Origin of the sequence: Ochrobactrum sp. EDr1-4 (assembly GCF_049199085.1) — a bacterium.
In the GTDB taxonomy this organism is placed as follows: Bacteria; Pseudomonadota; Alphaproteobacteria; order Rhizobiales; family Rhizobiaceae; genus Brucella.
On sequence record NZ_JBLZOF010000001.1, the window covers coordinates 669,404 to 695,463 of the forward strand.

Genomic DNA, 26,060 nt, shown 5'->3' on the forward strand with positions numbered 1-26,060 from the left:
GAGTTCAAGGTGCGCAAAGGGAACCCGCGCCTTAACAAGCAAAAATGGGAGATGCGATCTATGAATTCGATTCATGGGAGATCTGCAGAGAATTCGCCTATTGATGCAGTTGATAATCCGGGACACGCGAACGGGCCTGATATTCACGGCTCGCGGCTCGAAAAGGCCGACTATGTGCATGTTTTTGATGATCTGCATCCGCCGCTCAACAAGCATGAAGCCCTCGTTGAATCCGACCGCTGCTATTATTGCTATGATGCGCCCTGCATGAATGCATGTCCAACCAGCATCGACATTCCGCGTTTCATTCGCCAGATCAATACCGGCAATGCAATTGGTGCGGCAAAGACCATCCTATCGGAAAACATTCTGGGGGGCATGTGCGCCCGCGTCTGCCCGACAGAAACGCTCTGCGAAGAAGTCTGCGTGCGCGAAACATCTGAAGGCAAGCCGGTAAAGATTGGCCATTTGCAGCGCTATGCCACAGATGTTCTGATGGAAACCGGCAATCATCCATTCAAACGTGCGCCAGAAACCGGCAAGCACATTGCGATTGTGGGTGCAGGTCCCGCAGGTCTATCTGCCGCGCATCGCCTTGCAATGCATGGCCATCAAGTGACGATTTTTGAAGCGCTACCCAAGGGCGGCGGTCTGAATGAATATGGTATTGCCGCCTATAAGACGGTCAATAATTTCGCCCAGCGCGAGTTGGAATTCGTGCTGAAAATTGGCGCGATCAATATCGAATATAACCAGACGCTCGGTCAGGACATCACGATTGAAGCACTCAGGGCGGGCTATGATGCGGTGTTCCTCGGCATGGGTATGCCGGGCGTCAATGATCTGGCGCTTATCGGCGAAGATGCGCCTAATGTGATTGATGCGGTGGATTACATCGCCAATCTGCGTCAGGCAAAAGACCTCGCATCGCTTCCCGTTGGCCGCAATGTCGTGGTGATCGGCGGCGGCATGACGGCTGTCGATGTTGCTATCCAGACCAAGAAGCTTGGTGCTGAAAACGTGACTATCGTTTATCGTCGTGGTCAGGAAAGCATGAATGCCAGCGCCTATGAGCAAGAACTGGCGCAGATTCATGGCGTGGTCATCCGTCACTGGTTGCAGCCGCACGCACTGGAGCGGAGCGAAGACGGCACTGTCAACGCCATTGTGTTTGAATATACCAATGCCGAGAGCGGAAAACTTTCCGGCACTGGCGAATATCTCATTCTTGAAGCCGATCAGGTGTTTAAGGCTATTGGCCAGAAGTTTGAACCGGAACCCATTGCGGGCGCAGGCATCGGGCTTTCCAAAGGACGCATCAGTGTTGATGACGAACGTCGCACATCCGTTGAGGGCATTTGGGCGGGGGGCGACTGCGTTGCAGGCGGTCAGGATTTGACGGTGGCCTCAGTGGAAGACGGCAAAGTAGCCGCCGAATCCATCCATGCGACACTGACAAAACGACCCGAGGCGATTGAAGGCTTTGCCGATGCGGTTCTGTCGGGCGGCGCACTTCACGCGCCTGCCCCGTCGACTTACCGCGACCGCAGTGTGCCTTTGGGCCAAGAACAGGGCTGAGGAGAGTAACATGGCTAATCTTTCAACAAACTTCCTCGGCATTAAATCTCCAAACCCATTCTGGCTAGCTTCGGCTCCGCCGACCGACAAGGCCTACAATGTCGAGCGCGCTTTCAAGGCTGGCTGGGGTGGCGTGGTCTGGAAAACGCTTGGTTCCGAAGGCCCGCCGGTGGTCAATGTTAATGGTCCACGATATGGCGCTATCCATGGTGCTGACCGACGTCTGCTGGGTCTTAACAATATCGAGCTGATCACCGACCGGCCGCTCGAAGTGAACCTGCGCGAAATGAAAGAAGTGAAAATGCGCTGGCCCGACCGCGCGCTGATCGCTTCAATCATGGTGCCATGCGAAGAAGAAGCGTGGAAAGCCATTCTGCCACTGGTGGAAGAAACCGGCGCTGACGGCATTGAGCTCAACTTCGGTTGTCCGCACGGCATGAGCGAACGCGGCATGGGTGCAGCCGTCGGTCAGGTGCCTGAATATGTCGGCATGGTTGTAAAGTGGTGCAAGCAATATAGCCGGATGCCGGTAATCACCAAGCTGACACCGAACATCACCGATATTCGCAAGCCAGCGCGCGGTGCCAAGGCCAATGGCACTGATGCCGTATCGCTGATCAACACGATCAACTCTATTGTGTCGGTCGATCTCGACAGCATGTCGCCGGTTCCGTCGATTGATGGACGCGGCAGTCATGGCGGCTATTGCGGACCAGCTGTTAAGCCGATTGCGCTCAACATGGTGGCGGAAATTGCGCGTGATCCTGAAACCTATGGTCTGCCGATTTCAGGCATTGGCGGCATCACCACATGGCGTGATGCAGCTGAATTTATCGCGCTCGGTTGCGGCACGGTACAGGTCTGCACGGCTGCGATGACCTATGGCTTCAAGGTCGTTGAGGAAATGATCGACGGTCTTTCCGACTGGATGGACAGCAAGGGTTATGAAACGCTTGATGATTTCCGCGGTATGGCTGTGGGTCAGGTCAGCGATTGGCAATATCTCAACCTCAACTACGTCACCAAAGCGCGGATTGATCAGGATTCCTGCATCAAGTGTGGTCGTTGCCATATTGCCTGCGAAGATACTTCGCATCAGGCGATTACAGCGATGGTTGATGGTGCGCGGCACTTTGAGGTGATCGACGAGGAGTGCGTTGGCTGCAATCTCTGCGTCAGTGTTTGTCCTGTCGAGGATTGCATCACCATGGAGCAGATCGGCGATTTCGATCCACGCACCAAAGCACCGATCCCAGCGCAATATGCCAACTGGACGACCCATCCGAACAATCCGATGGCTGTCAAAGAAGCGGCAGAGTAAAACAAAAACGCCGGGCAAAAGCCCGGCGTCTTTCATTTCAGGCAAATGTTTTAACGACTGACGCGTTTGCCTTTTTCCGGCTCAAACACATGGCTGGTTGCCGGATCAATGGCAATGGTCAGTACATCGCCTGGACGCACGGTCAAACGTTCGCGGAACAGGCAGGTAATCGGCTGGTCGCCAAGCTTGCCCATGACCATGATCTCCGAACCGGTCGGCTCAACAATATCAACTGTGATCGGCACCCCCTGCTCGGCAATTTTCATATGCTCAGGGCGCATGCCATAAACAGCCTTACCCGAGAGGCTTGCATAGGCCCCTTCAGGAAGCTGCATGCGGAAGCCGCCGTCAGCCACAAACGAGCCTTCTTCGATCTTACCATTGACAAAGTTCATCGATGGCGAGCCGATAAAGCCCGCGACAAACATATTGGCCGGACGATCATAAAGATCAAGCGGCGCACCGATCTGCTCCACCAGACCATCGCGCATGACAACGATCTTATCGGCCATGGTCATGGCTTCAATCTGATCGTGGGTCACGTAAATCGTGGTGGTTTTCAGACGCTGATGCAGCCCCTTGATTTCACCGCGCATCTGCACGCGCAGCTTGGCGTCGAGGTTGGAGAGCGGTTCGTCAAAGAGAAACACCTGCGGATCGCGAACAATCGCACGGCCCATGGCTACACGCTGGCGCTGACCACCGGAAAGCTGGCGCGGAAAGCGGTCGAGCAGCTTGTTAAGGCCGAGAATTTCGGCTGCACGATTAACGCGGCTGTCGCGTTCTGCCTTCGGCGCATTTTTCAACATAAGCGCGAAGCCCATATTGTCGGCCACCGTCATATGCGGATAGAGCGCATAATTCTGGAACACCATGGCGATATCGCGCTCTTTCGCACGCAGATCATTGACGACGCGCGGACCGATGGCGATTTCGCCGTCGCTGATTTCTTCAAGCCCTGCGATCATTCGCAGCAATGTGGACTTGCCACAACCCGACGGGCCGACCAGCACGACAAATTCGCCGTCCTGAATATCAACGGACACGCCGTGCAACACGCCGACATTGCCATATTTCTTGATTGCATTTCGGATGGATACAGATGCCATCTTAAACCTCAATTCTTATTTGACGGCGCCTGCTGTCAGACCTGCAACGATCTGGCGCTGTGCGAAAACGGTGAGCAACAGGACCGGCAATGTGACCACGAGAGCCGCGGCGGCAAGCGGACCCCAACTGACCTGTTCAAAGGACAGCATGTTGTAAACTGCGACCGGCAGGGTACGTGTCTCGCGGCTTGCGAGCACGATGCCGAAAACGAAATTGTTCCACGAGAAGATCACCGCAAGGATGAGCGACACCACAACGCCCGGCTTGGCGATAGGAAGTGCCACTTTCCTGAACACCTGCCACGAGGAAGCACCATCAATAATGGCTGCTTCTTCAAGCTCCATCGGGGTCGTCTCGAAATAGCCAATCATGATCCAGATCACGATTGGAACAGTCACAACCAGATGGATGATGATCTGCGGCCAAAGCGTGCCAAGCAGTCCCAGCGTTTGGAAGAGCAAGAACAGCGGGATCAGGTAAGACAGGCCCGGCGTCATACGTGCAATCATGATGACGATTGCCGACTTGTTGGCGCGCAGACGTGCGATGCCATAACCAGCTGGAACGCCAACCAGCAATGCCAGCAAAGTGGCGGTTCCGGTCACGAGAATACTGTTCCAGAAATAGAGCAGGAAGTCGTTGGTCTCGAAAATACCGGTATAGTTCGACCACGCGATGCGGTCAGGGATCAGGATTGGCGGATAGGCGCCATTGTCGATTTCATATTTCAACGAAAGCGACAGCATCCAGACGAAGAAGAAGATTGCGGGCGACACGATGACGAAAACCATGAGTGCCGTGCCAAGCTTGGAAAGTATTGACTTGCGTGCCATGGTTGATCCTCAAGCGTTCCATTTGGTTCGTTGGCGCAGAGCCAGAAGAACCATCGACATTGCGATAATGACAATGAAGAACACCACGGCAATCGCCGAGCCATAACCAATGTCATAATAGGCAAACGCCACGTTATAGAGATAGATATTGATGGTTTCCGATGCCGTACCGGGGCCGCCCTGCGTCATCGCAAAGATGATGTCGAAGCTTTTCAGCGCATCAATCGAGCGAATGATAACGGCCACCATGATAAACGGCAGGATCATCGGAAGCGTGATATAGCGGAATTTCTGCCAGCCATTGGCACCATCGATTTCCGCACTTTCAAACGGATCGCGCGGCATGGATGCAAGGCCACCGAGCACAATCAGCATCACCAGCGGCGTCCACTGCCAGGTTTCAACCAGCACCAGCGACGGAATAACCGTGCTTTGGTTAAAGATCCACTCCTGCGGCGCAATGCCGATCAGCGAGAGAAGATAATTCAGTACGCCCAGCTGCGGATGATACATCATCGTCCAGACAAGAGCGACGGCAACCGGCGTTGCCATCATCGGCATCACGAAAATACCGCGCAATAGCCCGCGCATTGGCAATTTGCTGTCAAAGACCAGCGCCGCAATGGTGCCCAATATCATCGGGGCCACGACAGAGAGAACCGTATAGACAAGCGTGTGCCACATGGATTCCCAGAAGCGCATATCGGCGGCAAGACGCAAATAATTGTCGAAGCCGACAAAGCTCTGCTCACCACCGAGCTGCCACTGATTGGCACTCATCCAGAGTGTAAACACCCATGGAAAAACGATCACCGCCCCGACGGTAATCAAGGCTGGAAGAACAAACGGCCAGTAACTTGGCCGCAAGCGGCTCACAACGGGCTTGGTGGCAGGGGCCGCTGTCGCGGCTCCTGATTTTGCACCTATCGGGGCGGCAGATGTCATTTTCCTTCGCTCCGTGCGAGGACCGGACGGAATTCTTCCGTCGCGCGTTTCATTTCAGTTTCTGCGTCAGCACCATTGAGAAGATTGGTGAGGCCAACACCGATAATGTCGCGGAATTCCGTAACAGGCACGATGACTGGCAAGCAGAGCTGGCTGATTGGGGCAGACTTTGAGAGCGCTTCCACCCAGCCTTCCGGCATGGTGACGCCCTTGCGCACTTCTGCGTCGTCGATGATCGACTTGCGGAACGGAACGCCCGATCCCGATTGCAGAAGGCGCGCGCCCATTTCCTTGGAAATGGCCCACTGGCAATAAAGATATGCGGCTTCTTTGTTTTTCGAAGCTTCGGTCACGCCAATGCCATCGCCCGTGGTCGGGGCAGCCTGTGCATTCGGGCCTGCTGGCATGACGCCATAGCCAACCTTGCCGACAACACGCGACTTGTTCGGGTCTTCAAGCGGCGGCGCAAAGCCGATACCATCGAGCCACATACCAACGCGGCCCTGAAGGAAGTTTGACTGGCATTCGGCCCAGTTGAAACCTGCAACGCCGGGAGGTGCCGATTTGGTCATCAGGCGCTGATAAAGCTTGGCTGCTTCAATACCTTCTGGCGAATCCGTCTGAACATTGCCATCGGCATCCACCGACTGCTTGCCATAGCCGAGCAGAAGGCTGGTATAGACCGGCGCATTGGCATTCTTCATGCCGCGTGCAACAAAACCATAGGTTCTGGTTGCCGGGTCAGTCAGGGCTTCGGCAGTTGTAACCAGCTCTTCAAAGGTCTTCGGGAATTCAAGACCCTTCTCCGCAAAGAGATCCTTGTTATAATAGATGATCCAGTAATCAACCGAGAATGGCAGCGCACCGAAGCGACCATTGGCATCCTTGGCGAAAGTCAGACCAGCGCTTGCAAAATCATCTTCGGTGAGCGACGCATCGGTGAGTGTCGGGTCTTTCAGGAACGGGTTGAGGTCGGCAAGCCAGCCACCCTTTTCAAACTGACGCTTCTGAACGTGATAGCTGATATGGATGACGTCGAAGCTCGGACGGCCCGAAGTCAACTCGATAACGGCCTTCTGGCGCTGCTGCTGTTCCGGCGTCTGTTCGGAATTGACCTTGATGCCGGTCAGATCTTCGAATTCCTTCTGATGCTTCTGAAGGAGTTCGCCGCGCGGGCTCTTGATAAGGTTTACTTCAAGCGTGGTGCCAGCATATTTCTTCCAGTCGACACCCGACTGCGCGAAAGATGGGCTGATGCCCGTTACACCTGAGGCGGCAATGGCCGCAGTTCCCGCCAAAAACTGGCGACGTGTTGGACGTAATATATTCACTGCTTACTCCTCCCCTGTTGTGTGTTTGGCTCGGCGACTCCTCTCGCCAAACCTTCAGAGCGTTTCCCATATCGATAGAGTCATAGGAAACGCTCTAATTTTTTATTTTTCGCATTATCCTACGCAAAACCGCTACGCACTTTTGCTGGAAATGCTTAGTCTCAAATATGCAATGCCAGCTTCCGTGCGTTGTTGATGTGAACGGCGATAGCATCCATGGCAGTCTGTGGATCGCGGGTTTCGATTGCCGACAACACCGACAAATGTTCCTGCATGACCGGGATCACACGCCCGGTGATACGGAAACGCTCCTGATTGATCAGGCGCATCTTGATCGTATTGGTCTGATAGTTGCGCCAGATGATTTCATTATCAAGCGAGCCGACAATCGTGTCATGCAGGCTCCAGTCGATATTCTGCGCCTGCTCTTCAAGCTCTGGCGTTTCACCTTCGCTCATCGCGCGATTGAGCGTTTCTTCGTGTGCGGCACGCAGCGAACACAGCAATGCATCGGAAGCCGACTGACAGAAAATCGCGACCGATTCTTTTTCGATGAAAAGACGAAACTGAAATGCCTCGCGGATCAGGTTCAGATCGATATGCGCGATCTGCAGTCCGCGCTGCGGCACAGTCTTGATCAGACCTTCCGTTTCGAGACGCGGGATCAGTTCGCGGATCGCACCCAGCGGCAGGCCCGTCATGGTGACGAGCTGGCGCTGAGAAACGAACTGGCCCGGATGAAAATCACGCGCCAGCAAATGCTCGGTGAAGCTCTGATAAGCCTTATCCCGCAATTTTACTGGTTCGTTGTGATCGTCCGCCAAAGCCATTCCCTTTTTGCTACTAGCGCTTATGCAATGGTCAAGCCGCTTTTGCCATATGCAAACGGTCGAATACACTACCAATTGCGTCAAAATCCGCATCATTCAACGAAATCAACGGTGCGCGTACACGACGCCATTCCTTGTCACCCGTATGACGTGCAACCATAGCTTTGACCGCAGGCGTGACCGGATAGTTGAGCAACTGGCGCACTGCACCAACCAGCTCATTGTCATCCAGACCCTCATTGATCATGCGCAGAAGACGATCCGGGAACAGGTTTGCCATGCCGGAAATTGCACCCTGTCCGCCAAGGCGTACACCAGCTGCAAGATCACGCTCATCGCCAATCAGGATCGCAATGTCCTTGTGGGCCGCAAGCAGCTTTTCCGTATAGGACCAGGTGCCCGAAGAATCCTTCACGCCGATGATGATGTCACCGAAAGTTGCGCGCAGACGGGTGATGAGATCGACCGACAGTTCGACAGCCGTCACTGACGGGATGTTATAGAGGATGATGCTGCGCGCATCGCTGCCAAGACCCTTCAACACCGCCGAGAACCAGTTGAACAGACCCTCATCGGAGAGGTTCTTGAAATAAGACGGTGGCGCCAGAAGAATGGCCTTGCAGCCGCGGCGCAGTGCATCGGCAGACTGTGCAACCGCATCGGCAATCGAGTTTTCCATCACGCCGACGACGATGTTGGAAGCAGCAAAGCCTTGCGCGATGAAAGCATCAAGAAGCGCTGCACGCTCGGCATCACCAATGGAAGAACCTTCGCCGGTCGTGCCAAACAGTGTGACACTTGAGCAGCCATTGTCGAGGCGCGCGCGTGCATGCTTCAGCGCACGGCTGACGTCGATATTGCCCTCAGCATCGAATGGGGTCGTGAGTGCTGCAGAGAGGCCGAAGCGCTCCTGTCCAGAATGATTATGTGCCAAAACTGGCTCCTCCCAAGATTGAACTGTAAGCTTGCACATACTAACATGTTAGTAAATAGTCAATTTGATGTTGAGGCCTGTATGTTCAATTTCGGGTGGGATTTTTAAATTATTGTGCGGGGACTATGCCGGTTTCTATGAAGGAAATAACTTCGGCTTGGCTTGGCGAACCGGCACGTCCGCCAAAGCGTGCGCATTTGATGGCGGCGGCGGCATTGGCAAAGCGGATGATGTGCGTCATGTCTTTGCCTTCCACCAGACCATGCGCGAAAGCGCCGTGAAACACATCACCTGCAGCCAGCGTATCAACCGCATCGACCTTAAAACCGGGCACATGGAAAACCTGTTTGACAGCGCCTTCCGTCCAATAACAGCCATCCGCGCCACCGGTCACAGCCGTAAACACGTCGTAGCGGTCGGCAAGAATGCGCACGCATTCGCGCAAGTCCGTCGTGCCTGTCACGCTGATTGCAGCCGGTTCTGACGCAACAATATGGGTTGCGAGTGGCAAAAGCGTTTCCAACAGTTCGATGGGTGCAGTATCGGCATCCAATATCGCCGGAATACCGGCATCGCGTGCCGCACGAAGGGCCGTTTCCGCAGCCCAAGGCCAGCGCACATCGGTCATGACGGCAGCATAAGCGCCTGCCGCGATTGGCGGCGTTTCTTCAGCCGGGCTGGCAAGCGTGCGATCATAAAACGGTACGATAATACGTTCGCCATTTGCATCAACGAGGATCGAAGAAAAGGCCGTGCGTGTGCCTTCCAGCCGCCTTATATGCGAACAATCAATGCCTTCGGCTTCAAGCTCCGCGACAGCGCGATCTCCCACCGGATCAATCCCGGCAGAAGCCCACAGCGCCACCTCCCCGCCAAGTCGGGCAATGGCGCTCGCGGCACTCGAAGCCATACCGGCTGCGATTTCAACAGCCTCACGCGGCAGATATTTGCCTGCCGCATGCGGGAGCGCATCAAGGCGGAGAATGGTGTCCATGGTGAGGGCACCGACGCAGAGAATTTTAGTCGACATGATTACGAAATGAGGCCTTCGGAACGTAAGGTCTGCCAGAACTCATCCGGGATCGATTGCTCGAACCAAACGACATTCTGCTTGATCTGCTCCGGCGAGCGGACACCGATCAGAATGGAATTGACGGCCTCATGGCGCAACGGAAACTGCATGGCAGCAGCAGCCAACGGCACATGATACTCATCGCAAATATCGTGCAGGCGATTGGTGCGTGCAATGATGTCAGCAGGCGCATCGGCATAGTCGAACTTCTGTTCGCCACCGCGCGGGGCAGCGAGAATGCCCGAATTGAACACACCGGCGATCACCAGCGCCATGCCGCGCTTTTGCGCCAGCGGCAGAAATTCTTTTTCTGACACCTGATCGAGTAGCGAATAGCGGCCAGCGAGAAGCGAGCAATCAAGATCAGCTTCCTCAAGCGCATCGCGAATGATCTGCCATTCGTTCACGCCAAGACCAAAGCCCTTAATATTGCCTGCTGCACGCAGTTCGGTCAGTGCCCTGAAGCCACCGCCTTTGGTCAGCGCATTCCAATGAAATTCGTGCATGTCGGCATGGGTTACGCTACCGATATCATGGACATAGAGCAGATCGATTTCCGGAAAGCCGAGGCGCTGCTGGCTGTCATCGAAACTGCGCATGACGCCGTCATAGCTGTAATCAAAGACCTCACGGAAGTTGAGGCCATTGTGCCAGCCCGAATCGAGCGGATTTTTTGGCGGCGCTGGCGGCAGGGTGCGACCAGCCCGCTCATTGGTCATCAGGCGTCCGACCTTGGTGGACACAACAGCGCGCTCAGTTTTTTCACGCAGCATATCGCCCAGCAGGTGCTCACAGCGACCAAGACCGTACATTGGCGCACTGTCGAAATATCGAATACCGCTGTCCCAGCCAGCTTCCAGCAAAGCATCTGCGTCAACCCGCGAAACTGGCGCATAAAGCCCGCCCAAAGGCGCTGTTCCCAGACCAAGCGCTGTTACAGAAAGACCAGTCCGGCCAAGCGTACGCTTCTCGGATGCTTTGAACTGCATGGATATCTCCTCCAGAATCTATGCTTTCGCGTCTTATGAACGCGGAGAGACTGATAAGAGGAAGCGAATAAATGCGCAAACGAAAAACTTATTCATTGGCGAATAGCTTACACTCAGCCCGTTTATGCGAAGCGGGCCTGAATGTTTTGTGAAAGCAGCGCAACCGGACGCGACTTATCGCCCGCCGCAACCCAGATCAGCTCTTCAATTTCGCTGGAAGCGGCAGGTGCTTGTCCTTCTCTCAAGTCGAGATGAAACAGTTCGGCCTCAACAATCGAATCTGCTTCATTGGCAGCGGGTGCCGACATGCGTGCGGCATGGCGCAATTGGCTTTCATCGATGTGAATTCCGAGCTCTTCTTCGATCTCGCGGATTAGGGCAATTTCAGGCGCTTCGCCCGCATCAATCTTGCCACCGGGTTGGAAGAAAATCTCGCTGCCGCGCTTGCGCACCAGGAGGAAACGGCCCGCTTCATCACGGACAATGGCTGCTGCAATAAGAATCGTTTTCATAGGGGCGAAACATCGTCGCGAACACGCACACCGTCAAGAATAATTGCCGCTATCGATCGTGCAGTCTGCTCATAAAAATCCGGCTGTTCGGCGCGGCTGCCAAGAATGGCTGCGACCTGCACTGAGAAATCAGAATAGTGCTGTGTCACCGCCCAGATTGTAAAAATCAGATGATAGGGATCAATCGGCGCGATGCGTTTTTCTTCGATCCAGCGATGAATAACCTGCGCCTTTTCATCGACCAGATCTTTCAGATGGCCTTTCAGAAAGTCGGTAATTGCCGGTGCGCCATGCAGAATTTCATTGGCAAACAGACGCGATGCGGCGGGCCTCTTCGCTGAAAGCTCAAGCTTCTGCGCGATATAGTTGCGCAGTTCTTCAAGCGGATCGCCTTCCGAGTTGATGCTTTCAAATGGGCCGAGCCATTCGGTCAATGTTTCTTCGAGAACGGTTACATAGATGTTCTGCTTGCGCGGAAAATAATACAGCAGGTTTGGCTTCGACATGCCTGCCTTTTCCGCAATCTGATCGACGGTCGTGCCGCGAAAGCCATAGGCAGAAAATACATCGAGCGCAGCGTCGAGAATAAGCCTGCGGTTGATCGCCTGAATGCGCGTCGCACCTTCCGCCTTATCGCTCGCACCTGCTTCGGCAGGGGCATTTGCGGGGGCTGTCGCATCTGTGACCATTTAGCACCTTCTCGTGAGGCAAAATTTCTTAAAACCGCTTGACCACTGCCGAACGCTCTTCTAGCCTGCATTTTGACCAAGTAGTCAAGTTTTTGCAATAATTGCAAGAAGATTGAGGCCAAAGAGCCGGGTCGCGGGAACAACATAACATGTGAAACGCTGGCAGCAATGCCACTGTTATTGCATGCTTGAAATGTGGAGGCAGAGCTTATGGCGCTCAGCAGCAATCTCAAGGTCAATGGCGACAGGCTGTGGGACAGCCTGATGGATATGGCGCAAATTGGCCCCGGCTTGCGCGGTGGTAACAATCGCCAGACGCTGACCGATGAGGACGCCGAAGGCCGACAGCTTTTCCAAAAATGGTGTGAACAGGCCGGACTGTCGATGACCGTCGATACAATGGGCAATATGTTCTTTCTTCGCCCCGGTGAAGATGCGGATGCTGATCCGGTCTATATGGGCAGCCATCTCGACACGCAGCCAACGGGCGGAAAATATGATGGCGTGCTCGGTGTGCTCGGCGGACTTGAAGTCATGCGCACATTGAACGACACCAATATCAAGACAAAACGCCCTATCGTCGTGGTCAACTGGACCAATGAAGAAGGCACACGTTTTGCGCCCGCAATGTTGGCTTCGGGTGTTTTTGCAGGTGTCCATGAGCGGGACTGGGCCTATGAACGCACGGACGCCAAAGGCAAGAAATTCATCGATGAATTAGAGCGCATTGGCTGGAAGGGCGACGAGCCGGTCGGCAAGCGCAAAATCCATTCGATGTTTGAACTGCACATTGAACAAGGTCCGATCCTTGAGATTGAAAATAAGGATATTGGCGTTGTCACCCATGGACAGGGTCTGTGGTGGTTGCAGGTAACATTAACCGGCAAGGAAGCGCATACCGGCTCAACGCCGATGAAAATGCGCAAGAATGCCAGCCTTGGTCTCGGCAAGCTGCTGCAACTCGTTAACGAGATTGCCATGTCGCATCAGCCGGATGCTGTTGGTGGCGTCGGTCATATCGAAGTTTCGCCAAACTCACGCAATGTGCTACCGGGCCAGATTGTGTTCACCGTCGATTTCCGCTCGCCCGATCAGGCAACGCTCGATGCCATGAAGGCACGCTTTGAAGCGGAAGCGCCAAAAATCGCCGAAGAGCTTGGCATCGGGATTGAGATTGAAGTGGCCGGGCATTTTGATCCGGTCACTTTTGATGAAGGCTGCGTCACAGCAATCCGAAATGCAGCAAAACGGCTTGGCTACAGCCATCGTGATATTGTTTCAGGTGCCGGTCACGACGCCTGCTGGATCAATCGTGTAGCGCCCACCGCCATGGTCATGTGTCCATGCGTGGATGGTCTCAGCCACAACGAAGACGAAGAGATTTCTAAAGAATGGGCATCGGCTGGCGCTGATGTGCTTCTACATGCCGTATTGGAGAGTGCTGAAATTGTGAGTTAATTTCCAGCCCATCCAATACTGCTTAATGTTCGAAACAAAACCAAAAAGGGGAACGCGAACATGGTTAGTTCTGGGGCAAGTAAGGTCATTAAAGGCGGCACCGTGATTACGGCTGACCGCACCTTCAAAGCCGACGTTCTTATCGAAGGCGAGAAGATTGTTGCCGTGGGCGATAATCTGACCGGCGATGAAACTATAGATGCAACCGGCTGTTACATCATGCCCGGCGGCATCGATCCGCATACGCATTTGCAAATGCCCTTCATGGGCACCTATTCATCGGACGATTTTGACACCGGCACCGCAGCAGCGCTTGCTGGCGGCACAACGATGGTGGTCGATTTCGTGCTGCCGGGGCCGGAAGGCAATCTGCTCGACGCGCTTCAGGAATGGTTCCAGAAGGCTGGCAAGGCCCGCACTGATTATTCGTTCCATATGGCGATCACCGGCTGGAGCGAACGCGCTTTCAATGAAATGCCGGAAGTTGTGAAGCGCGGCATCAACACCTTCAAGCACTTCATGGCCTATAAGGGCGCGTTGATGGTGAATGATGACGAGATGTTCGCATCATTCCAGCGCTGTGCTGAACTCGGTGCCATGCCGCTGGTGCATGCGGAAAACGGCGATATTGTTGCGCAATTGCAGGCAAAATTTCTCGCAGCAGGCAATGATGGGCCGGAGGCGCACGCCTACTCGCGCCCGCCGGAAGTGGAAGGCGAAGCTACCAACCGCGCAATCATGATTGCCGATCAGGCCGGTGTGCCGCTTTATGTGGTGCACACATCCTGCGAGCAGGCGCATGAAGCAATCCGCCGCGCGCGCCAGAAAGGCATGCGCGTTTATGGCGAGCCGCTGATCCAGCATCTGACATTGGATGAAAGCGAATATCACAATCGCGACTGGGACTATGCCGCGCGCCGCGTGATGTCGCCGCCATTCCGTGACAAGGTCAATCAGGATAGCCTCTGGGCGGGTCTGGCGTCCGGTAGCCTGCAGGTTGTCGCGACCGATCACTGCGCGTTCACCACCGAGCAAAAGCGTAACGGAATTGGCAACTTCACTAAAATTCCGAACGGCACAGGTGGGCTTGAAGAACGGTTGCCGGTGCTCTGGACGCGCGGTGTTCGCACAGGACGTCTGACGCCAAACGAGTTTGTTGCTGTCACCTCGACAAATATTGCAAAAATCCTCAATATCTATCCGCAAAAGGGTGCAGTTCTGCCGGGTGCTGATGCCGACCTCATCATCTGGGACCCGGAAGCCACCAAGAAAATATCGGCCAAAACACAGCACTCCTCCATTGATTACAATGTGTTTGAAGGCTTTGAGCTGAAGGGCCTGCCGGTCAAGACATTCTCGCGTGGCCGTTTGGCCTTTGACAATGGCCATGTGACCGCGCAGCCGGGCGATGGACGTTTTGTCGAGCGCGAACCCAATGGTGCCGCCAACAAAGCGCTGTCGCAATGGAAAGAAATCGTTGCGCCACGCAAGGTGGAACGCAGTGCCGAACATATGCCGATAGGGGTCTGATACATGGCTCTAGCTTCGCTTCGGGAACCGCATGTGATGAATATCGATAGCATGGCCCCGAGGCGGGGCTTGGATGACGCACAGACCGTCATCGACATTAAAGACCTGTCGCTGGTATTTGAAACCAATGACGGACCGGTTCATGCCCTGTCCGACATTAATCTCGCCGTTAAGCGTGGCGAGTTTGTCTCCTTCATCGGTCCATCGGGTTGCGGTAAAACCACGCTGATGCGTGTGGTGGCTGATCTTGAACAGCCGACGTCTGGAACAGTGACAGTGAACGGCAAAACTCCGGAACAGGCGAGACTTGACCGCTCTTATGGCTATGTGTTTCAGGCGGCGGCGTTGTTTCCATGGCGCACGATTGAAGATAATATCAGTCTGCCGCTTGAGATTATGGGCTTTTCAAAAGCCGAGCGAAAAGCTTGCATTGAAAAAAACCTAGCGCTTGTGAACCTCACTGGTTTTGGCAAAAAGTTTCCGTGGCAGCTTTCCGGCGGGATGCAGCAGCGGGCATCGATTGCGCGTGCGCTGTCGTTTGACCCGGATATGTTGCTGATGGATGAGCCGTTCGGAGCGCTCGATGAAATCGTGCGCGATCATCTCAACGAGCAGCTTTTGAAGCTTTGGGCGGCCACGCAGAAGACGGTGATTTTCGTCACCCACTCCATTCCCGAAGCAGTCTTTCTGTCGACCAAGATCGTGGTGATGAGCCCGCGTCCGGGCCGCATTCATGAAATCATCGACTGCGATCTGGGACCGGACCGGACATTGGACATTCGTGAATCGGAAGCATTTCTGAAAATCGCCCATCGCGTGCGCGAAGGCCTGCGGCTAGGCCATATTCATGAATAAATTGCGGGGGCGAAAATGACAGCGTTTTTTCGCGACAAGTTTATTCCGGTTGCGACCATTCTCGCGGTGATTATTGCGATCTGGTATGCATTCGCCGTCTATCTGAACGCGCCGTTTGAGCGTGATCAAGCACAGCGCGCGGGAGCCGAGATTTCATTCTCGACCATCGTTGCGAACACCATGCATCAGGATCGCCCTGTGCTGCCTGCACCGCATCAGGTGGCAAATGAGCTCTGGAAAACTGTCTTTGCCGTCAAGCCCAGTTCGAAACGCAGCCTCGTCTATCACGGCTGGGTGACGCTTTCCTCGACCTTGCTCGGCTTCGTGCTTGGATCGGCGCTCGGTGTATTGCTAGCGGTCGGCATTGTTCATTCGACAACGCTCGATAAAAGCCTGATGCCGTGGATCATCACCTCGCAGACAATCCCCATTCTCGCAATAGCCCCCATGATTATCGTGGTACTAAATGCGATTGGCATTTCCGGACTGTTCCCCAAGGCTGTCATTTCCACCTATCTATCGTTTTTTCCGGTGGCGGTTGGCATGGTCAAAGGGTTGCGCTCGCCCGATGTGATGCATCTCGATCTTATGCGCACCTATAATGCCTCAAAAAATCAGGTATTTTGGAAACTACGCTTTCCTGCTGCCATGCCATTTTTGTTCACATCAATGCAGATTGCGGTGGCGATCAGCCTTGTCGGTGCCATCGTTGGCGAATTGCCGACAGGTGCTGTTGCAGGACTTGGTGCACGATTGCTGGCTGGCTCCTATTACGGGCAAACCGTGCAAATCTGGGCGGCACTGGTGCTTGCAGCCTTCATGGCATCCATCCTTGTGGGGCTGGTTGGCATTGCGGCCACAATGGCCAAACGACGTATGGGCATAAAGCCGGAAAAGGCGGCATCATGATCATCAATATTGCCATTATCATCGTTCTGATCGCCGTGTCGTGGTTTGTTGTGCAGGGGCTGGCCAGCGTTAAAATTCGCAACGCTCAGGGGCAAAAGCTGATCGATATTGCCGTCCCAGCACTGTTTGGCATTGCCATGCTGGTCCTATGGGAAGTGGCTGTGCGGATTTTCGAAGTGCCATCGGTGCTTTTGCCTGCACCATCAGTCATCGGTGCGCGGATCGGCTCGTCAGTGCCGATTCTTTGGGCCGACTTTCAGCAGACTTTCTTAAAAGCTGTGATCATCGGCTATGTCGCAGGCTGCGGCCTTGGCTTCATCACGGCCATAATTGCAGACCGCATTCCGTTTCTGCGCAAAGGCCTGTTACCGCTGGGTAATCTTGCTGCCGCTCTTCCCATTGTTGGCGTCGCACCCATCATGGTGATGTGGTTTGGCTTTGATTGGCAGTCGAAAGCAGCAGTCGTGATCATCATGACCTTCTTTCCAATGCTGGTAAATACGGTTGCGGGACTTGCTGCCAGCGGTGCGATGGAACGCGATCTCATGCAGAGCTATGGCTCCAATTACTGGCAAACGCTTATCAAGCTGCGCTTGCCAGCCGCCATGCCTTTCATTTTCAATGCGCTCAAAATCAATTCAACATTGGCGCTGATTGGCGCAATTGTGGCTGAATTTTTCGGCACGCCGATTGTCGGCATGGGCTTTCGCATATCGGCGGAAATCGGGCGCATGAATGTCGATATGGTCTGGGCCGAAATCTTTGTAGCAGCTCTTGCAGGGTCGCTCTCCTATGGGCTGATCGCGCTGATCGAGCGCAAAGTAACATTCTGGCACCCTTCATACAGGAGGGCATCAGCCTGACGATTTGGCATCCGCCAACATAAGGCGGACCAAAGTGCATTCCGAAAAGTGGGAAACGGTTTTCGGGCAAAATGCGCGCAATAAAAAAGAACCAGAGGAGAACTGAAATGAAAAAGGCACTGTCTTTATGCCTTGGAACAGCCGGACTGGCGCTCGCACTCTTGAGTAACTCAGCAATGGCAGCAGACAAGTTGACCTTGCAGCTCAAATGGGTGACGCAGGGACAGTTTGCAGGCTATTATGTCGCCAAGGACAAGGGTTTTTACGAAGAAGAAGATCTTGATGTTGAGATCAAGCCGGGCGGCCCGGACGTGGCACCCCCACAGGTGATTGCCGGTGGCGGCGCAGATGTGGTTGTGGATTGGATGCCTTCGGCACTGGCCACCCGCGAAAAGGGTGTACCACTTGTCAACATTGCACAGCCGTTTAAAAAATCCGGCATGATGCTGACCTGCCGTAAGGAAACCGGCATCACCAAGCCGGAAGACTTTAAGGGCCGCACATTGGGCGTGTGGTTCGGCGGAAATGAATATCCGTTCCTGTCATGGATGAGCCATCTGAAAATCCCGACCACAGGCGGAGCTGATGGTGTGACCGTGTTGAAACAGGGTTTCAACGTCGATCCATTGATCCAGAAGCAGGCCGACTGCATTTCCACCATGACCTATAATGAATACTGGCAGGTCATCGATGCCGGTCTTCCTGCCGATCAGCTCGTCGTGTTCCCTTATGAAGAACAGGGCGTGGCAACGCTCGAAGATGGCCTCTATGTGCTCGATAAGAGCCTAAATGACCCGGCCATGGTCGATAAGCTGGCACGTTTTGTCCGCGCTTCGATGAAGGGCTGGCAATATGCGTCTGAAAATCCTGCGGAAGCTGCCGAGATCATTCTTGAAAATGATGCATCCGGCGCGCAGACACAGGAAGTTCAGGAGCGTATGATCAAGGAAATCGCCAAGCTGATCGATGGTTCGGACGGCACGCTCGATGTCGCTGCTGCCGACCGGACAGTCGAAACATTGCTGGGTGGTGGTTCTGATCCGGTCATTACAAAGAAGCCGGAAGGCGCATGGTCTCCTAAAATTACCGATGCTTTGAAGAAGTAGGCACGGCACTTTAAGAAGTACGCAGACAATGGCCAACTGCTGTTGTCTGCGGCTTTCGATCAACGTGTACTTCGTATCAGAATCATATATTAAAAGTTGCAACTTGGGTGTAATTGGGGGGCATTTCCTTCAGCCAGGTTATTTGAGGACATCATGCGTAAATTGCTGTTGGCATTTATTATTGCTATGGCTGCGCCAAATGCATTTGCTGCCGATCTGAATGTGTCATTCGATTGGGGCCCAACTAAAAAATGCCTCGACCCCAAATCGCCACCGATCAAGGTATCGGGCGTTCCGCAGGGCACCACCACGCTCGATATCAAGATGATTGATCGCAATGCGACGGGCTTTAATCATGGTGGCGGTAAGGTCGCTTATAAGGGGCAAGCGCAACTACCGTACGGCGCGTTCAAATATAAAGGGCCATGCCCTCCTGAAGGAACACATAACTACAAAATTACAGTAACGGCTCTGGATGCAGCTGGTAAAAAACTGGCCAGTGGTTCTGCAAGCCAGCCTTTCTCAAAGGAATAACCACTCCGAAACCTCGCCCTTACAGCGAGGTTTCTTTTTGCGTGCGCTTTATTTCAGCTTTTCTTCCAGAGCGACAGCTCTGATAAGTTCGCGTTCCAACCGCGCTTCTTCCTCAACCTTTGGCTTGGTGAAGCGTCCGAGCAGAAGATAAGCAACGGGTGTTACAAACAGCGTTGCGATGGTTGCAAGGCCAAGTCCACCAACAATCACCCAGCCGAGTGCAACGCGTGCTTCTGCGCCCGCACCGCTCGCCAGTACCAGTGGGACGCCACCCAGCACCGAACAGATCATCGTCATACAGACCGGACGCAGGCGGATATTGGCCGCCTCTTCAATAGCCTGACGGACATTCATGCCTTTGTCGCGCAACTGATCGGCAAATTCGACAATCAGAATACCGTTCTTGGCCATGATGCCGACAAGCAGCACAAGCCCGATCTGGCTATAGACGTTGAGGCTTGTGCCGGTGAGGATCATCGCGAAGACCGCACAGCCAAGGCCGAGTGGCACCGTCGCCATAACAATCAGCGCACTCACGAAGCTTTCAAACTGTGCAGCCAACACCAGCATAATGATGATGATCGCAAAGCCAAACACCAGCGCGATACCCGTTGAGGTTTCGCTTAAGGTCGAGGCTTCCGCTAGCGGAATAATGTGCGCGCCGGGAGGCAACAACGGTGCGGCAATCTCCAGCGCTGCCGCATAAGCATCACCCAAGGCAAAGTCACTACGCAGATCCGTTGTGATCGCAACCGAGCGCAGACGCTCTTCACGGTTCAACTGCGGCGGAACGGCCTTTTCAACGACGGTTGCAATCGACGACATTGGCACGTAACGACCATCAGTGGTCTTGAGGAAGACGTTTTCAAGATCGGTCGGGTCATTGATCGGATTGGTGGTCGAAACCAGCTTCACGTCGAAGCTTCTGTCGCCAACATAGACCGATCCGATTTTACGGCCATCAAGAACCGACTGCACCGCATTGGCCAGCCCGGTAATATCAATGCCCAAATCGGACGCACGCTCGCGGTTGATCTCAACGGAAAGCTGCGGCTGTGTTGGTTCCACCGACAGGCGAGGCTGCACAAAACGCGGATCTTTTTCGAGAGCCGAGACAATGGCGTCTGTTGCAGGGCGCAGTTTGGCATAATCACTGCCAAGAACAGCGAACTGCAAGCCATTGCCCGCACCGCGAATACCAAGACTGTTTGGCTGGGCCGTGAAGATACGCACGGCAGTAATGCCACGCACACGCTCGTTAATATCAGCCATAATTTCTTGCTGCGAGCGGGCGCGCTCCTTCCATGGCGCAAGCGTCATCACCACGAAGCCGTTATTGGACGATCCGCCGGAACCGGCGATGGCATAAGTAGTTTCAATTTCACCATTGTCTCGCAATGGCTGAATAGCCGCTTCAATCTTATCAAGTTGCGACTGAAGAAACTCCACACTGATGCCCTGCGGTCCGTTGATGCGCAGCAAAGCAACAGCACGGTCTTCAGTTGGGGTCAGTTCCTGCCTGAGTGTGCCAAAACCGACATAGGACGCGCCTGCAAACAGAACCGCGACCATCACCACAATGAAGGGAGCGGAAAGACAGGCATGAAGGCTCGTGCGATAGAAACTCGCCAGACCGCCACCAATGCGTTGCAGGAATTTGGGGCCATGTCCGCCCTCACCGGCTTCGCTACCCTCTTTGAGAAAACGCGATGCCAACATCGGACACAGTGTCAGAGCCACAACCGATGAAAGCAGAATGGCAATTGCCAGCACAAAGCCAAATTCGCGGAACAGACCACCCGCCTGCCCCGGCAAGAACGAAATCGGCACAAAAACTGCAACGAGTGTCAGCGTTGTTGCAACAACTGCAAAGAACACTTCTTGCGTGCCGAGCACAGCTGCCGCACGCGGCCCCATGCCCTGATTGCGTCGGCGCACAATATTTTCGAGCACCACAATCGCATCATCCACCACAAGGCCGGTAGCAAGCACCAGCGCCAGCAGGGTGAGAATATTGACCGAAAAGCCGCTGAGATAGATGGCAGCAATCGTTCCGATGAGTGCAACCGGAATGGCCAGAGCGGGAATAAGCGTCGCGCGAATATCCCATAAAAACATGAAAATGATCACGACAACGATAATCACCGAAGCGATCAGTGCGATTTCAACTTCGTGAATTGCGCCTTTGATGAAGTTTGCATCATCACTGGTGACAGTGACGCTGACACCAGCGGGTAATGTATTCTTCAGATTTGCAACGGCAGCGCGAATGCCTTCCGAAATATCGAGTGTGTTCGACTGAGCCTGACGCACGATGCCAAGGCCAATAGCTGTCTTGCCGTTGGAACGCACGGCAGAGCTTTCAATATCCGGTCCGAGGGTTACTGTTGCCACGTCGCGTATCTGCGTGCGGCCTTTGATATAGACGTTTTCAAAGGCCTCGGGCTTTTCCAGATTGGCTGTCGCACGCACGACAATTGACTGATCAGAACTGCGGAGCGAACCGGCAGGCGCATCCAACCCCATGGAGGAAAGTGCGCTCGAAATATCGGCAATGGTCAGGCCATAACTTGCAAGCCTTGCCTGATTGATATCGATGCGGAAAATCTTATCGCGATCACCATTGATTTGCACATCGGCGACGCCGGGGACCGCCGACAACACATCTTCAATCTGATCTTCAACCAGAACCGTCATGTCGTCTACCGACATAGTGTCGGATGTAACGGCAAGGCGCATCACCGGATCGGCATTGGAGTCCGCCTTGATGATACGCGAAGGATCGGCTTCTTCCGGCACATTGTTGGCCACGCGCGAAATCGCATCGCGCATATCGGCGGCAGCAACATTCAGATCCACACCGTCGTTGAACTCGACCGTCACGCGGCTGCGCTCAAAAGACGACGAAGACGAAATCGACTTCACACCCGAAACACGCGCGACGGCATTTTCCAGCACCTGTGTCAGCTGACGGTCAATGGTTTCCGCAGAGGCGCCACTAAAATCCGTGCTGATAGTAACAACCGGACGATCAACATCCGGCAATTCACGAATATCAACACCGGTAAAGGCCGCAAGGCCCGCAACGATGATCAGAACATTGATAACAAAGGCAAAAACTGGACGACGAATAAAAAGCGCCGTCGATCCACCTTGATTGCTGGGATTCGAGTTAGGATTGCTCACGCTTTATCCTCACCCTGCTACGCGGGTTTTGGCAGCGGGATCAATGCGAGCCGTACCTTGCTCATGCTGCAAGCGCACAGGTGCATCATCACGCACGGTCTGCACGCCCTGCGTGACAATCATATCGCCCTGTTTCACAGGCCCATCAATCAAGATATTGGTGGAATTGCGCTGCACGATACGCGCCGCCACTTTCTTAGCTTTGCCTTCTTCGACGCGCCAGACATAAGAACCGTCAGCCCCCCACTGGATCGCCAGCGGATCAACCGACGGAAAACTGTCGCCGGGGAAAAGTACTGTTACCGAGAAAGACATGCCAGCGCGCAAACGGTCTTCGTCATTGTTGACCTCGGCACGCACATGCAGCGTGCGGCTTGCCTCATCAAGCATATTATCCACCGCGTTGATTGCGCCCTTATAGCTCACCCCGGGAAAAGCAGTCGATTCCGCGCTCAGCGGCTGACCAACTTTAATCTGCGGTGCAAAACGTTCCGGCACCCAAATATCAATGAGGACTTTCGAGCGATCATCAATCCGTGCAATCGATGTCTGCGCAGTCACATAGTTACCGGCATTGACCGGAAGAATACCCACGACACCTGAAATCGGCGCACGCACCGTACGGCGGCTAAGCGCCAACTGCGCATCATCAAGAGCAAGTTTTGCATTTGCAAGCGCGAGGTCGGCTTCCACCTCCTGCACGACGGTTGCCGTGTTGGTGGCACGCAAACGCGCAATACGCTGACGGGTCGTATCGGCATCTTTCACTGCAATTTGCGCCTTGTTGACGGCAATGGTTTCCGTTTCATTGTCGAGAATAGCAATCGGATCACCCGACTTGACGGCATCGCCCGCTTTCACAAGCAGCTCATTCATATAGCCGCTTGAATAAGGCGTGACCGAAACCGTGCTCAATGCACGTGCCGAACCGATCGCCGTGAGCCGATTGTTGATCGTTTCTTCACCTGCCGGCTCAACCACAACGAGGGGAGCCGCACGAGCACCAGAACCGCCATGCGACTGCTGTGCGGGAGCATTTCCTGAAGCAGTCTGTGTTGAAGAGTCTTTGTTTTTATAGAGATACCAGCCACCCGCGGCAGCTCCGATAATAAGCAGGCACAGAACAATCTGCTTCCAGGACTTCATTCAACTCTCCGACAGAGCGCTATCGAGTGCATCGAGAGGCATCTGATTTAAATATTTGCATTCACGCTGGCACCTTCATGCCCGCAAAGAGTATCAAAATGATGATCGCGCCAATAAGTTGCATAATCGTGCACAAGTTGCGTCATCACGGATTTTCCCATTTGCGATTTTGCACTTGGCGATTCCGCACGTCGAGTTAAATTTCGGTAATGCTCGCAATGACCCGGAATAAGATTGTTTAAAATGAGAACTGCAATTGCCGTTGGAATTATCTTTTGCGGGCATATATAGATGGCAACATTTGTAACTATATTATTTATTCGGAAACTCCCCTGATGGAATGTTGCATCGCCTGCGAACAATCCGTCGATATGGATTGTGCGTATGACGGCCATTGAAAAGACCATGGAACCCGGTGGAGTTGCAGCAGAGATTGCTGCGCGTGCACCGGCAATGGCCTCTGCACAAGACGACAAAGTTTCGCCCACGCATTTCACAAGACTGCCCTGGCGCAACCGCCTATCCAACAAACTTCTTATCCTAACGGCGCTCGCTGTACTCATCGCCGAAGTTCTGATTTTTGTACCCTCCGTCGCCAATATGCGTGTGCGCTGGATGAACTCGCGTCTTGATACGGTGGAAGCGGTCAGCGAAGTTCTCGTTGCCAGCGGCAATATCGATATCCCGCGTGAAGTGCAGGACAAGGTTCTGCTTGCCACCGGCACCAAAGCAATTGCTCTGCGGAGTGCTGGTGCCTCCAACCTGCTTGCTATGAGCGAAATGCCCGGCCCAATCGATCAGGTGATCGATCTTAATAATATCAGCGAAGCAGCGGCCATTTGGGATGCTTTTGGCACGCTGTTTAATGGCGGCAACCGAACTTTGCGAATTTATGGATCTGTTCCGCCTAATGATCCATCTGGGCAGATTATTGAAATCGTTACCTCGGACGCGCCGCTTCGCCACGCGATGCTCAGTTACGCGATCAACGTCGCTCTCATCTCGTTGCTCATCTCGATTATTGCGGCGAGCCTTATCTATCTCATCATCCATGAGATGCTTCTGCGGCCTGTCCGCCTTATGCATCGCAATATGATTGACTTTGCGTTATCGCCCGACAATCCAACCAAGATCCTGGTTCCAGAAGATCGCAAAGACGAGTTTGGTGTGGCTCAGCGCCAGATCGCCCATATTCAGGCAGATTTGCAACGCACACTCAAAGAACAGAAACATCTTGCTGATTTGGGTCTCGCCGTTTCCAAGATCAACCATGACATGCGCAATATTCTGGCATCCGCACAGCTCATGTCTGACAGGCTTGCCGACACGGAAGACCCCGCAGTCAAACGATTTGCGCCAAAGCTCATTCATACATTAAGCCGTGCTATCAGCTATTCCGAGAGCGTGATGGCTTATGGGCGCTCACAGGAACTGCCGCCCGCGCCGCGCCGCGTGAAGCTGCACACTATCATTGAGGATGTGCGTGAGACACTGAACGTCGACAAAGAAAACGGCATTGAGTTTGAGAATCTGGTTACCGAAGATTTTGAGCTCAATGTCGATTCCGAACAGCTCTTTCGTGTTCTCTGCAACCTATGCCGTAATTCGGTACAGGCCATGGAACGTGACAGACCAAGCGACGTATCAACCGTCAAGCGGCTAACCCTTTCCGCAGGGCGTATTGGGACCACAGCGATCATCGGTGTTGAGGACACCGGCCCCGGCCTACCACAGAAAGCACGCGACAACCTTTTCACTGCATTCAAGGGATCGACCCGCAGCGATGGGACGGGCCTTGGTCTGGCCATTGCTCAGGAACTGGTTCGCGCGCATGGCGGAACCATTGAGTTACGCGAAGATCGGCCTATTGGAGCGCATTTCGAGATTCGTCTGCCTGACTTGTCCAATTGGCATGACAAAAAGCATAGCCGATCTGAGGGCAACTTAGCCTAATTTTGCCATTCTCCAAAAAAATACATGTGAAATCATAATGTTGAACCAACTGATTCCCGTCAGAAATCATTGGCATGCGAATCTCTGGCGGGGTTTCTTCCATTATTAGCTAGTTTTCCACATTCTAAAGCACCAATGAAAAGCCCGGAAAACCGGGCTTTGACAAAAAAACTTCACAGAACTTCATTTTTTTCCAAGAAGGCGCTTGCATTTAGCAATGGGGCCGATTATCAACCGCCCATCGCCGCAGACGACGCGGCACACAGGCATGCACCCGTAGCTCAGCTGGATAGAGCACCAGACTACGAATCTGGGGGTCAGAGGTTCGAATCCTTTCGGGTGCGCCATTCTTTTCAATAGGTTACGTGGATGAACG

23 protein-coding genes and 1 tRNA gene are annotated in these 26,060 nt (G+C 53.9%); 11 read left to right on the forward strand and 13 right to left on the reverse strand.

All coding sequences use genetic code 11. The features are described 5' to 3' along the window. The first annotated feature begins 51 nt into the window (after positions 1 to 51). The gene (locus ACOZHT_RS03390; protein ID WP_339509486.1) at positions 52 to 1,578 is read left to right on the forward strand and encodes an NAD(P)-dependent oxidoreductase; all 1,527 of its coding nucleotides are present in this window, start codon (positions 52 to 54) and stop codon (positions 1,576 to 1,578) included. A 10-nt stretch (positions 1,579 to 1,588) separates the two neighbouring features. Continuing rightward, entirely contained in the window at positions 1,589 to 2,899 is a 1,311-nt protein-coding gene (preA, locus tag ACOZHT_RS03395) for an NAD-dependent dihydropyrimidine dehydrogenase subunit PreA (RefSeq protein ID WP_339509485.1), read from the forward strand. Positions 2,900 to 2,949: 50 nt separating this feature from the next. Here the strand turns inward: preA and ACOZHT_RS03400 are convergent, their stop codons facing one another. The 10 genes from ACOZHT_RS03400 to ACOZHT_RS03445 all read right to left on the reverse strand — a co-directional run bounded on the left by ACOZHT_RS03400 (position 2,950) and on the right by ACOZHT_RS03445 (position 12,144). Further along, on the reverse strand, positions 2,950 to 4,008 hold the full coding sequence (locus ACOZHT_RS03400) for a sn-glycerol-3-phosphate ABC transporter ATP-binding protein UgpC (protein WP_339509484.1): 1,059 nt from the start codon (positions 4,006 to 4,008) through the stop codon (positions 2,950 to 2,952). A gap of 15 nt (positions 4,009 to 4,023) precedes the next feature. Further along, a complete protein-coding gene (locus tag ACOZHT_RS03405) occupies positions 4,024 to 4,842 on the reverse strand; it encodes a carbohydrate ABC transporter permease (RefSeq protein WP_105705389.1) in 819 nt (272 codons plus the stop codon). Positions 4,843 to 4,851: 9 nt separating this feature from the next. Further along, a complete protein-coding gene (locus ACOZHT_RS03410; protein WP_339509483.1) occupies positions 4,852 to 5,787 on the reverse strand; it encodes a sugar ABC transporter permease in 936 nt (311 codons plus the stop codon). Continuing rightward, positions 5,784 to 7,118, reverse strand: a complete 1,335-nt coding sequence (locus ACOZHT_RS03415; RefSeq protein ID WP_339509482.1) for a sugar ABC transporter substrate-binding protein — start codon at positions 7,116 to 7,118, stop codon at positions 5,784 to 5,786. The genes ACOZHT_RS03410 and ACOZHT_RS03415 overlap by 4 nt, the downstream gene beginning before the upstream one ends. Before the next feature lie 161 nt (positions 7,119 to 7,279). Further along, positions 7,280 to 7,942 (reverse strand): GntR family transcriptional regulator, encoded by a 663-nt coding sequence (locus ACOZHT_RS03420; RefSeq protein ID WP_339509529.1) that lies wholly within the window; start codon positions 7,940 to 7,942, stop codon positions 7,280 to 7,282. Positions 7,943 to 7,979: 37 nt separating this feature from the next. Then, a complete protein-coding gene (locus tag ACOZHT_RS03425; RefSeq protein ID WP_339509481.1) occupies positions 7,980 to 8,882 on the reverse strand; it encodes a dihydrodipicolinate synthase family protein in 903 nt (300 codons plus the stop codon). Between the two features lie 109 nt (positions 8,883 to 8,991). Further along, the gene (locus tag ACOZHT_RS03430; protein WP_339509480.1) at positions 8,992 to 9,912 is read right to left on the reverse strand and encodes a PfkB family carbohydrate kinase; all 921 of its coding nucleotides are present in this window, start codon (positions 9,910 to 9,912) and stop codon (positions 8,992 to 8,994) included. 2 nt (positions 9,913 to 9,914) lie between these two features. Further along, positions 9,915 to 10,943, reverse strand: a complete 1,029-nt coding sequence (locus ACOZHT_RS03435) for an aldo/keto reductase (protein ID WP_339509479.1) — start codon at positions 10,941 to 10,943, stop codon at positions 9,915 to 9,917. 122 nt (positions 10,944 to 11,065) lie between these two features. After that, a complete protein-coding gene (locus ACOZHT_RS03440; protein WP_339509478.1) occupies positions 11,066 to 11,455 on the reverse strand; it encodes an NUDIX domain-containing protein in 390 nt (129 codons plus the stop codon). Continuing rightward, the gene (locus ACOZHT_RS03445) at positions 11,452 to 12,144 is read right to left on the reverse strand and encodes a TetR family transcriptional regulator C-terminal domain-containing protein (protein WP_339509477.1); all 693 of its coding nucleotides are present in this window, start codon (positions 12,142 to 12,144) and stop codon (positions 11,452 to 11,454) included. Before ACOZHT_RS03445 ends, ACOZHT_RS03440 begins: the two co-directional genes overlap by 4 nt. A gap of 210 nt (positions 12,145 to 12,354) precedes the next feature. Between ACOZHT_RS03445 and ACOZHT_RS03450 the strand changes: the two genes are divergently transcribed. From ACOZHT_RS03450 to ACOZHT_RS03480, 7 genes are all read left to right on the forward strand, one after another. Beyond that, entirely contained in the window at positions 12,355 to 13,602 is a 1,248-nt protein-coding gene (locus tag ACOZHT_RS03450) for a Zn-dependent hydrolase (RefSeq protein WP_339509476.1), read from the forward strand. A 60-nt stretch (positions 13,603 to 13,662) separates the two neighbouring features. Continuing rightward, on the forward strand, positions 13,663 to 15,132 hold the full coding sequence (hydA, locus tag ACOZHT_RS03455) for a dihydropyrimidinase (protein WP_339509475.1): 1,470 nt from the start codon (positions 13,663 to 13,665) through the stop codon (positions 15,130 to 15,132). Positions 15,133 to 15,168: 36 nt separating this feature from the next. Then, positions 15,169 to 15,987 carry an ABC transporter ATP-binding protein gene (locus ACOZHT_RS03460; protein ID WP_339509528.1) on the forward strand — a complete coding sequence of 273 codons (819 nt, stop codon included), beginning with the start codon at positions 15,169 to 15,171 and terminating at the stop codon, positions 15,985 to 15,987. Positions 15,988 to 16,002: 15 nt separating this feature from the next. Beyond that, a complete protein-coding gene (locus tag ACOZHT_RS03465; protein WP_339509474.1) occupies positions 16,003 to 16,896 on the forward strand; it encodes an ABC transporter permease in 894 nt (297 codons plus the stop codon). Continuing rightward, entirely contained in the window at positions 16,893 to 17,759 is an 867-nt protein-coding gene (locus ACOZHT_RS03470) for an ABC transporter permease (protein WP_339509473.1), read from the forward strand. The genes ACOZHT_RS03465 and ACOZHT_RS03470 overlap by 4 nt, the downstream gene beginning before the upstream one ends. A 107-nt stretch (positions 17,760 to 17,866) precedes the next feature. Continuing rightward, positions 17,867 to 18,865: an ABC transporter substrate-binding protein gene (locus ACOZHT_RS03475; protein WP_339509472.1), complete on the forward strand. Its 999-nt coding sequence runs from the start codon at positions 17,867 to 17,869 to the stop codon at positions 18,863 to 18,865. Positions 18,866 to 19,018: 153 nt separating this feature from the next. After that, a complete protein-coding gene (locus tag ACOZHT_RS03480) occupies positions 19,019 to 19,399 on the forward strand; it encodes a phospholipid-binding protein (protein WP_421565323.1) in 381 nt (126 codons plus the stop codon). Positions 19,400 to 19,447: 48 nt separating this feature from the next. Here ACOZHT_RS03480 and ACOZHT_RS03485 read toward each other — a convergent pair whose 3' ends face one another. From ACOZHT_RS03485 to ACOZHT_RS03495, 3 genes are read right to left on the reverse strand one after another with little or no spacing between them, the layout of a single operon-like run. After that, positions 19,448 to 22,585 carry an efflux RND transporter permease subunit gene (locus ACOZHT_RS03485; RefSeq protein WP_339509470.1) on the reverse strand — a complete coding sequence of 1,046 codons (3,138 nt, stop codon included), beginning with the start codon at positions 22,583 to 22,585 and terminating at the stop codon, positions 19,448 to 19,450. Between the two features lie 9 nt (positions 22,586 to 22,594). Then, on the reverse strand, positions 22,595 to 23,731 hold the full coding sequence (locus tag ACOZHT_RS03490) for an efflux RND transporter periplasmic adaptor subunit (protein WP_339509469.1): 1,137 nt from the start codon (positions 23,729 to 23,731) through the stop codon (positions 22,595 to 22,597). Between the two features lie 47 nt (positions 23,732 to 23,778). Beyond that, complete coding sequence (locus tag ACOZHT_RS03495) at positions 23,779 to 24,126, reverse strand: hypothetical protein (RefSeq protein WP_339509468.1); 348 nt, start codon at positions 24,124 to 24,126, stop codon at positions 23,779 to 23,781. A gap of 10 nt (positions 24,127 to 24,136) precedes the next feature. Between ACOZHT_RS03495 and ACOZHT_RS03500 the strand changes: the two genes are divergently transcribed. Further along, positions 24,137 to 25,684, forward strand: a complete 1,548-nt coding sequence (locus ACOZHT_RS03500) for a sensor histidine kinase (RefSeq protein ID WP_421565394.1) — start codon at positions 24,137 to 24,139, stop codon at positions 25,682 to 25,684. Between the two features lie 270 nt (positions 25,685 to 25,954). After that, positions 25,955 to 26,031, forward strand: a tRNA-Arg gene (locus tag ACOZHT_RS03505). Positions 26,032 to 26,060 lie beyond the last annotated feature (29 nt).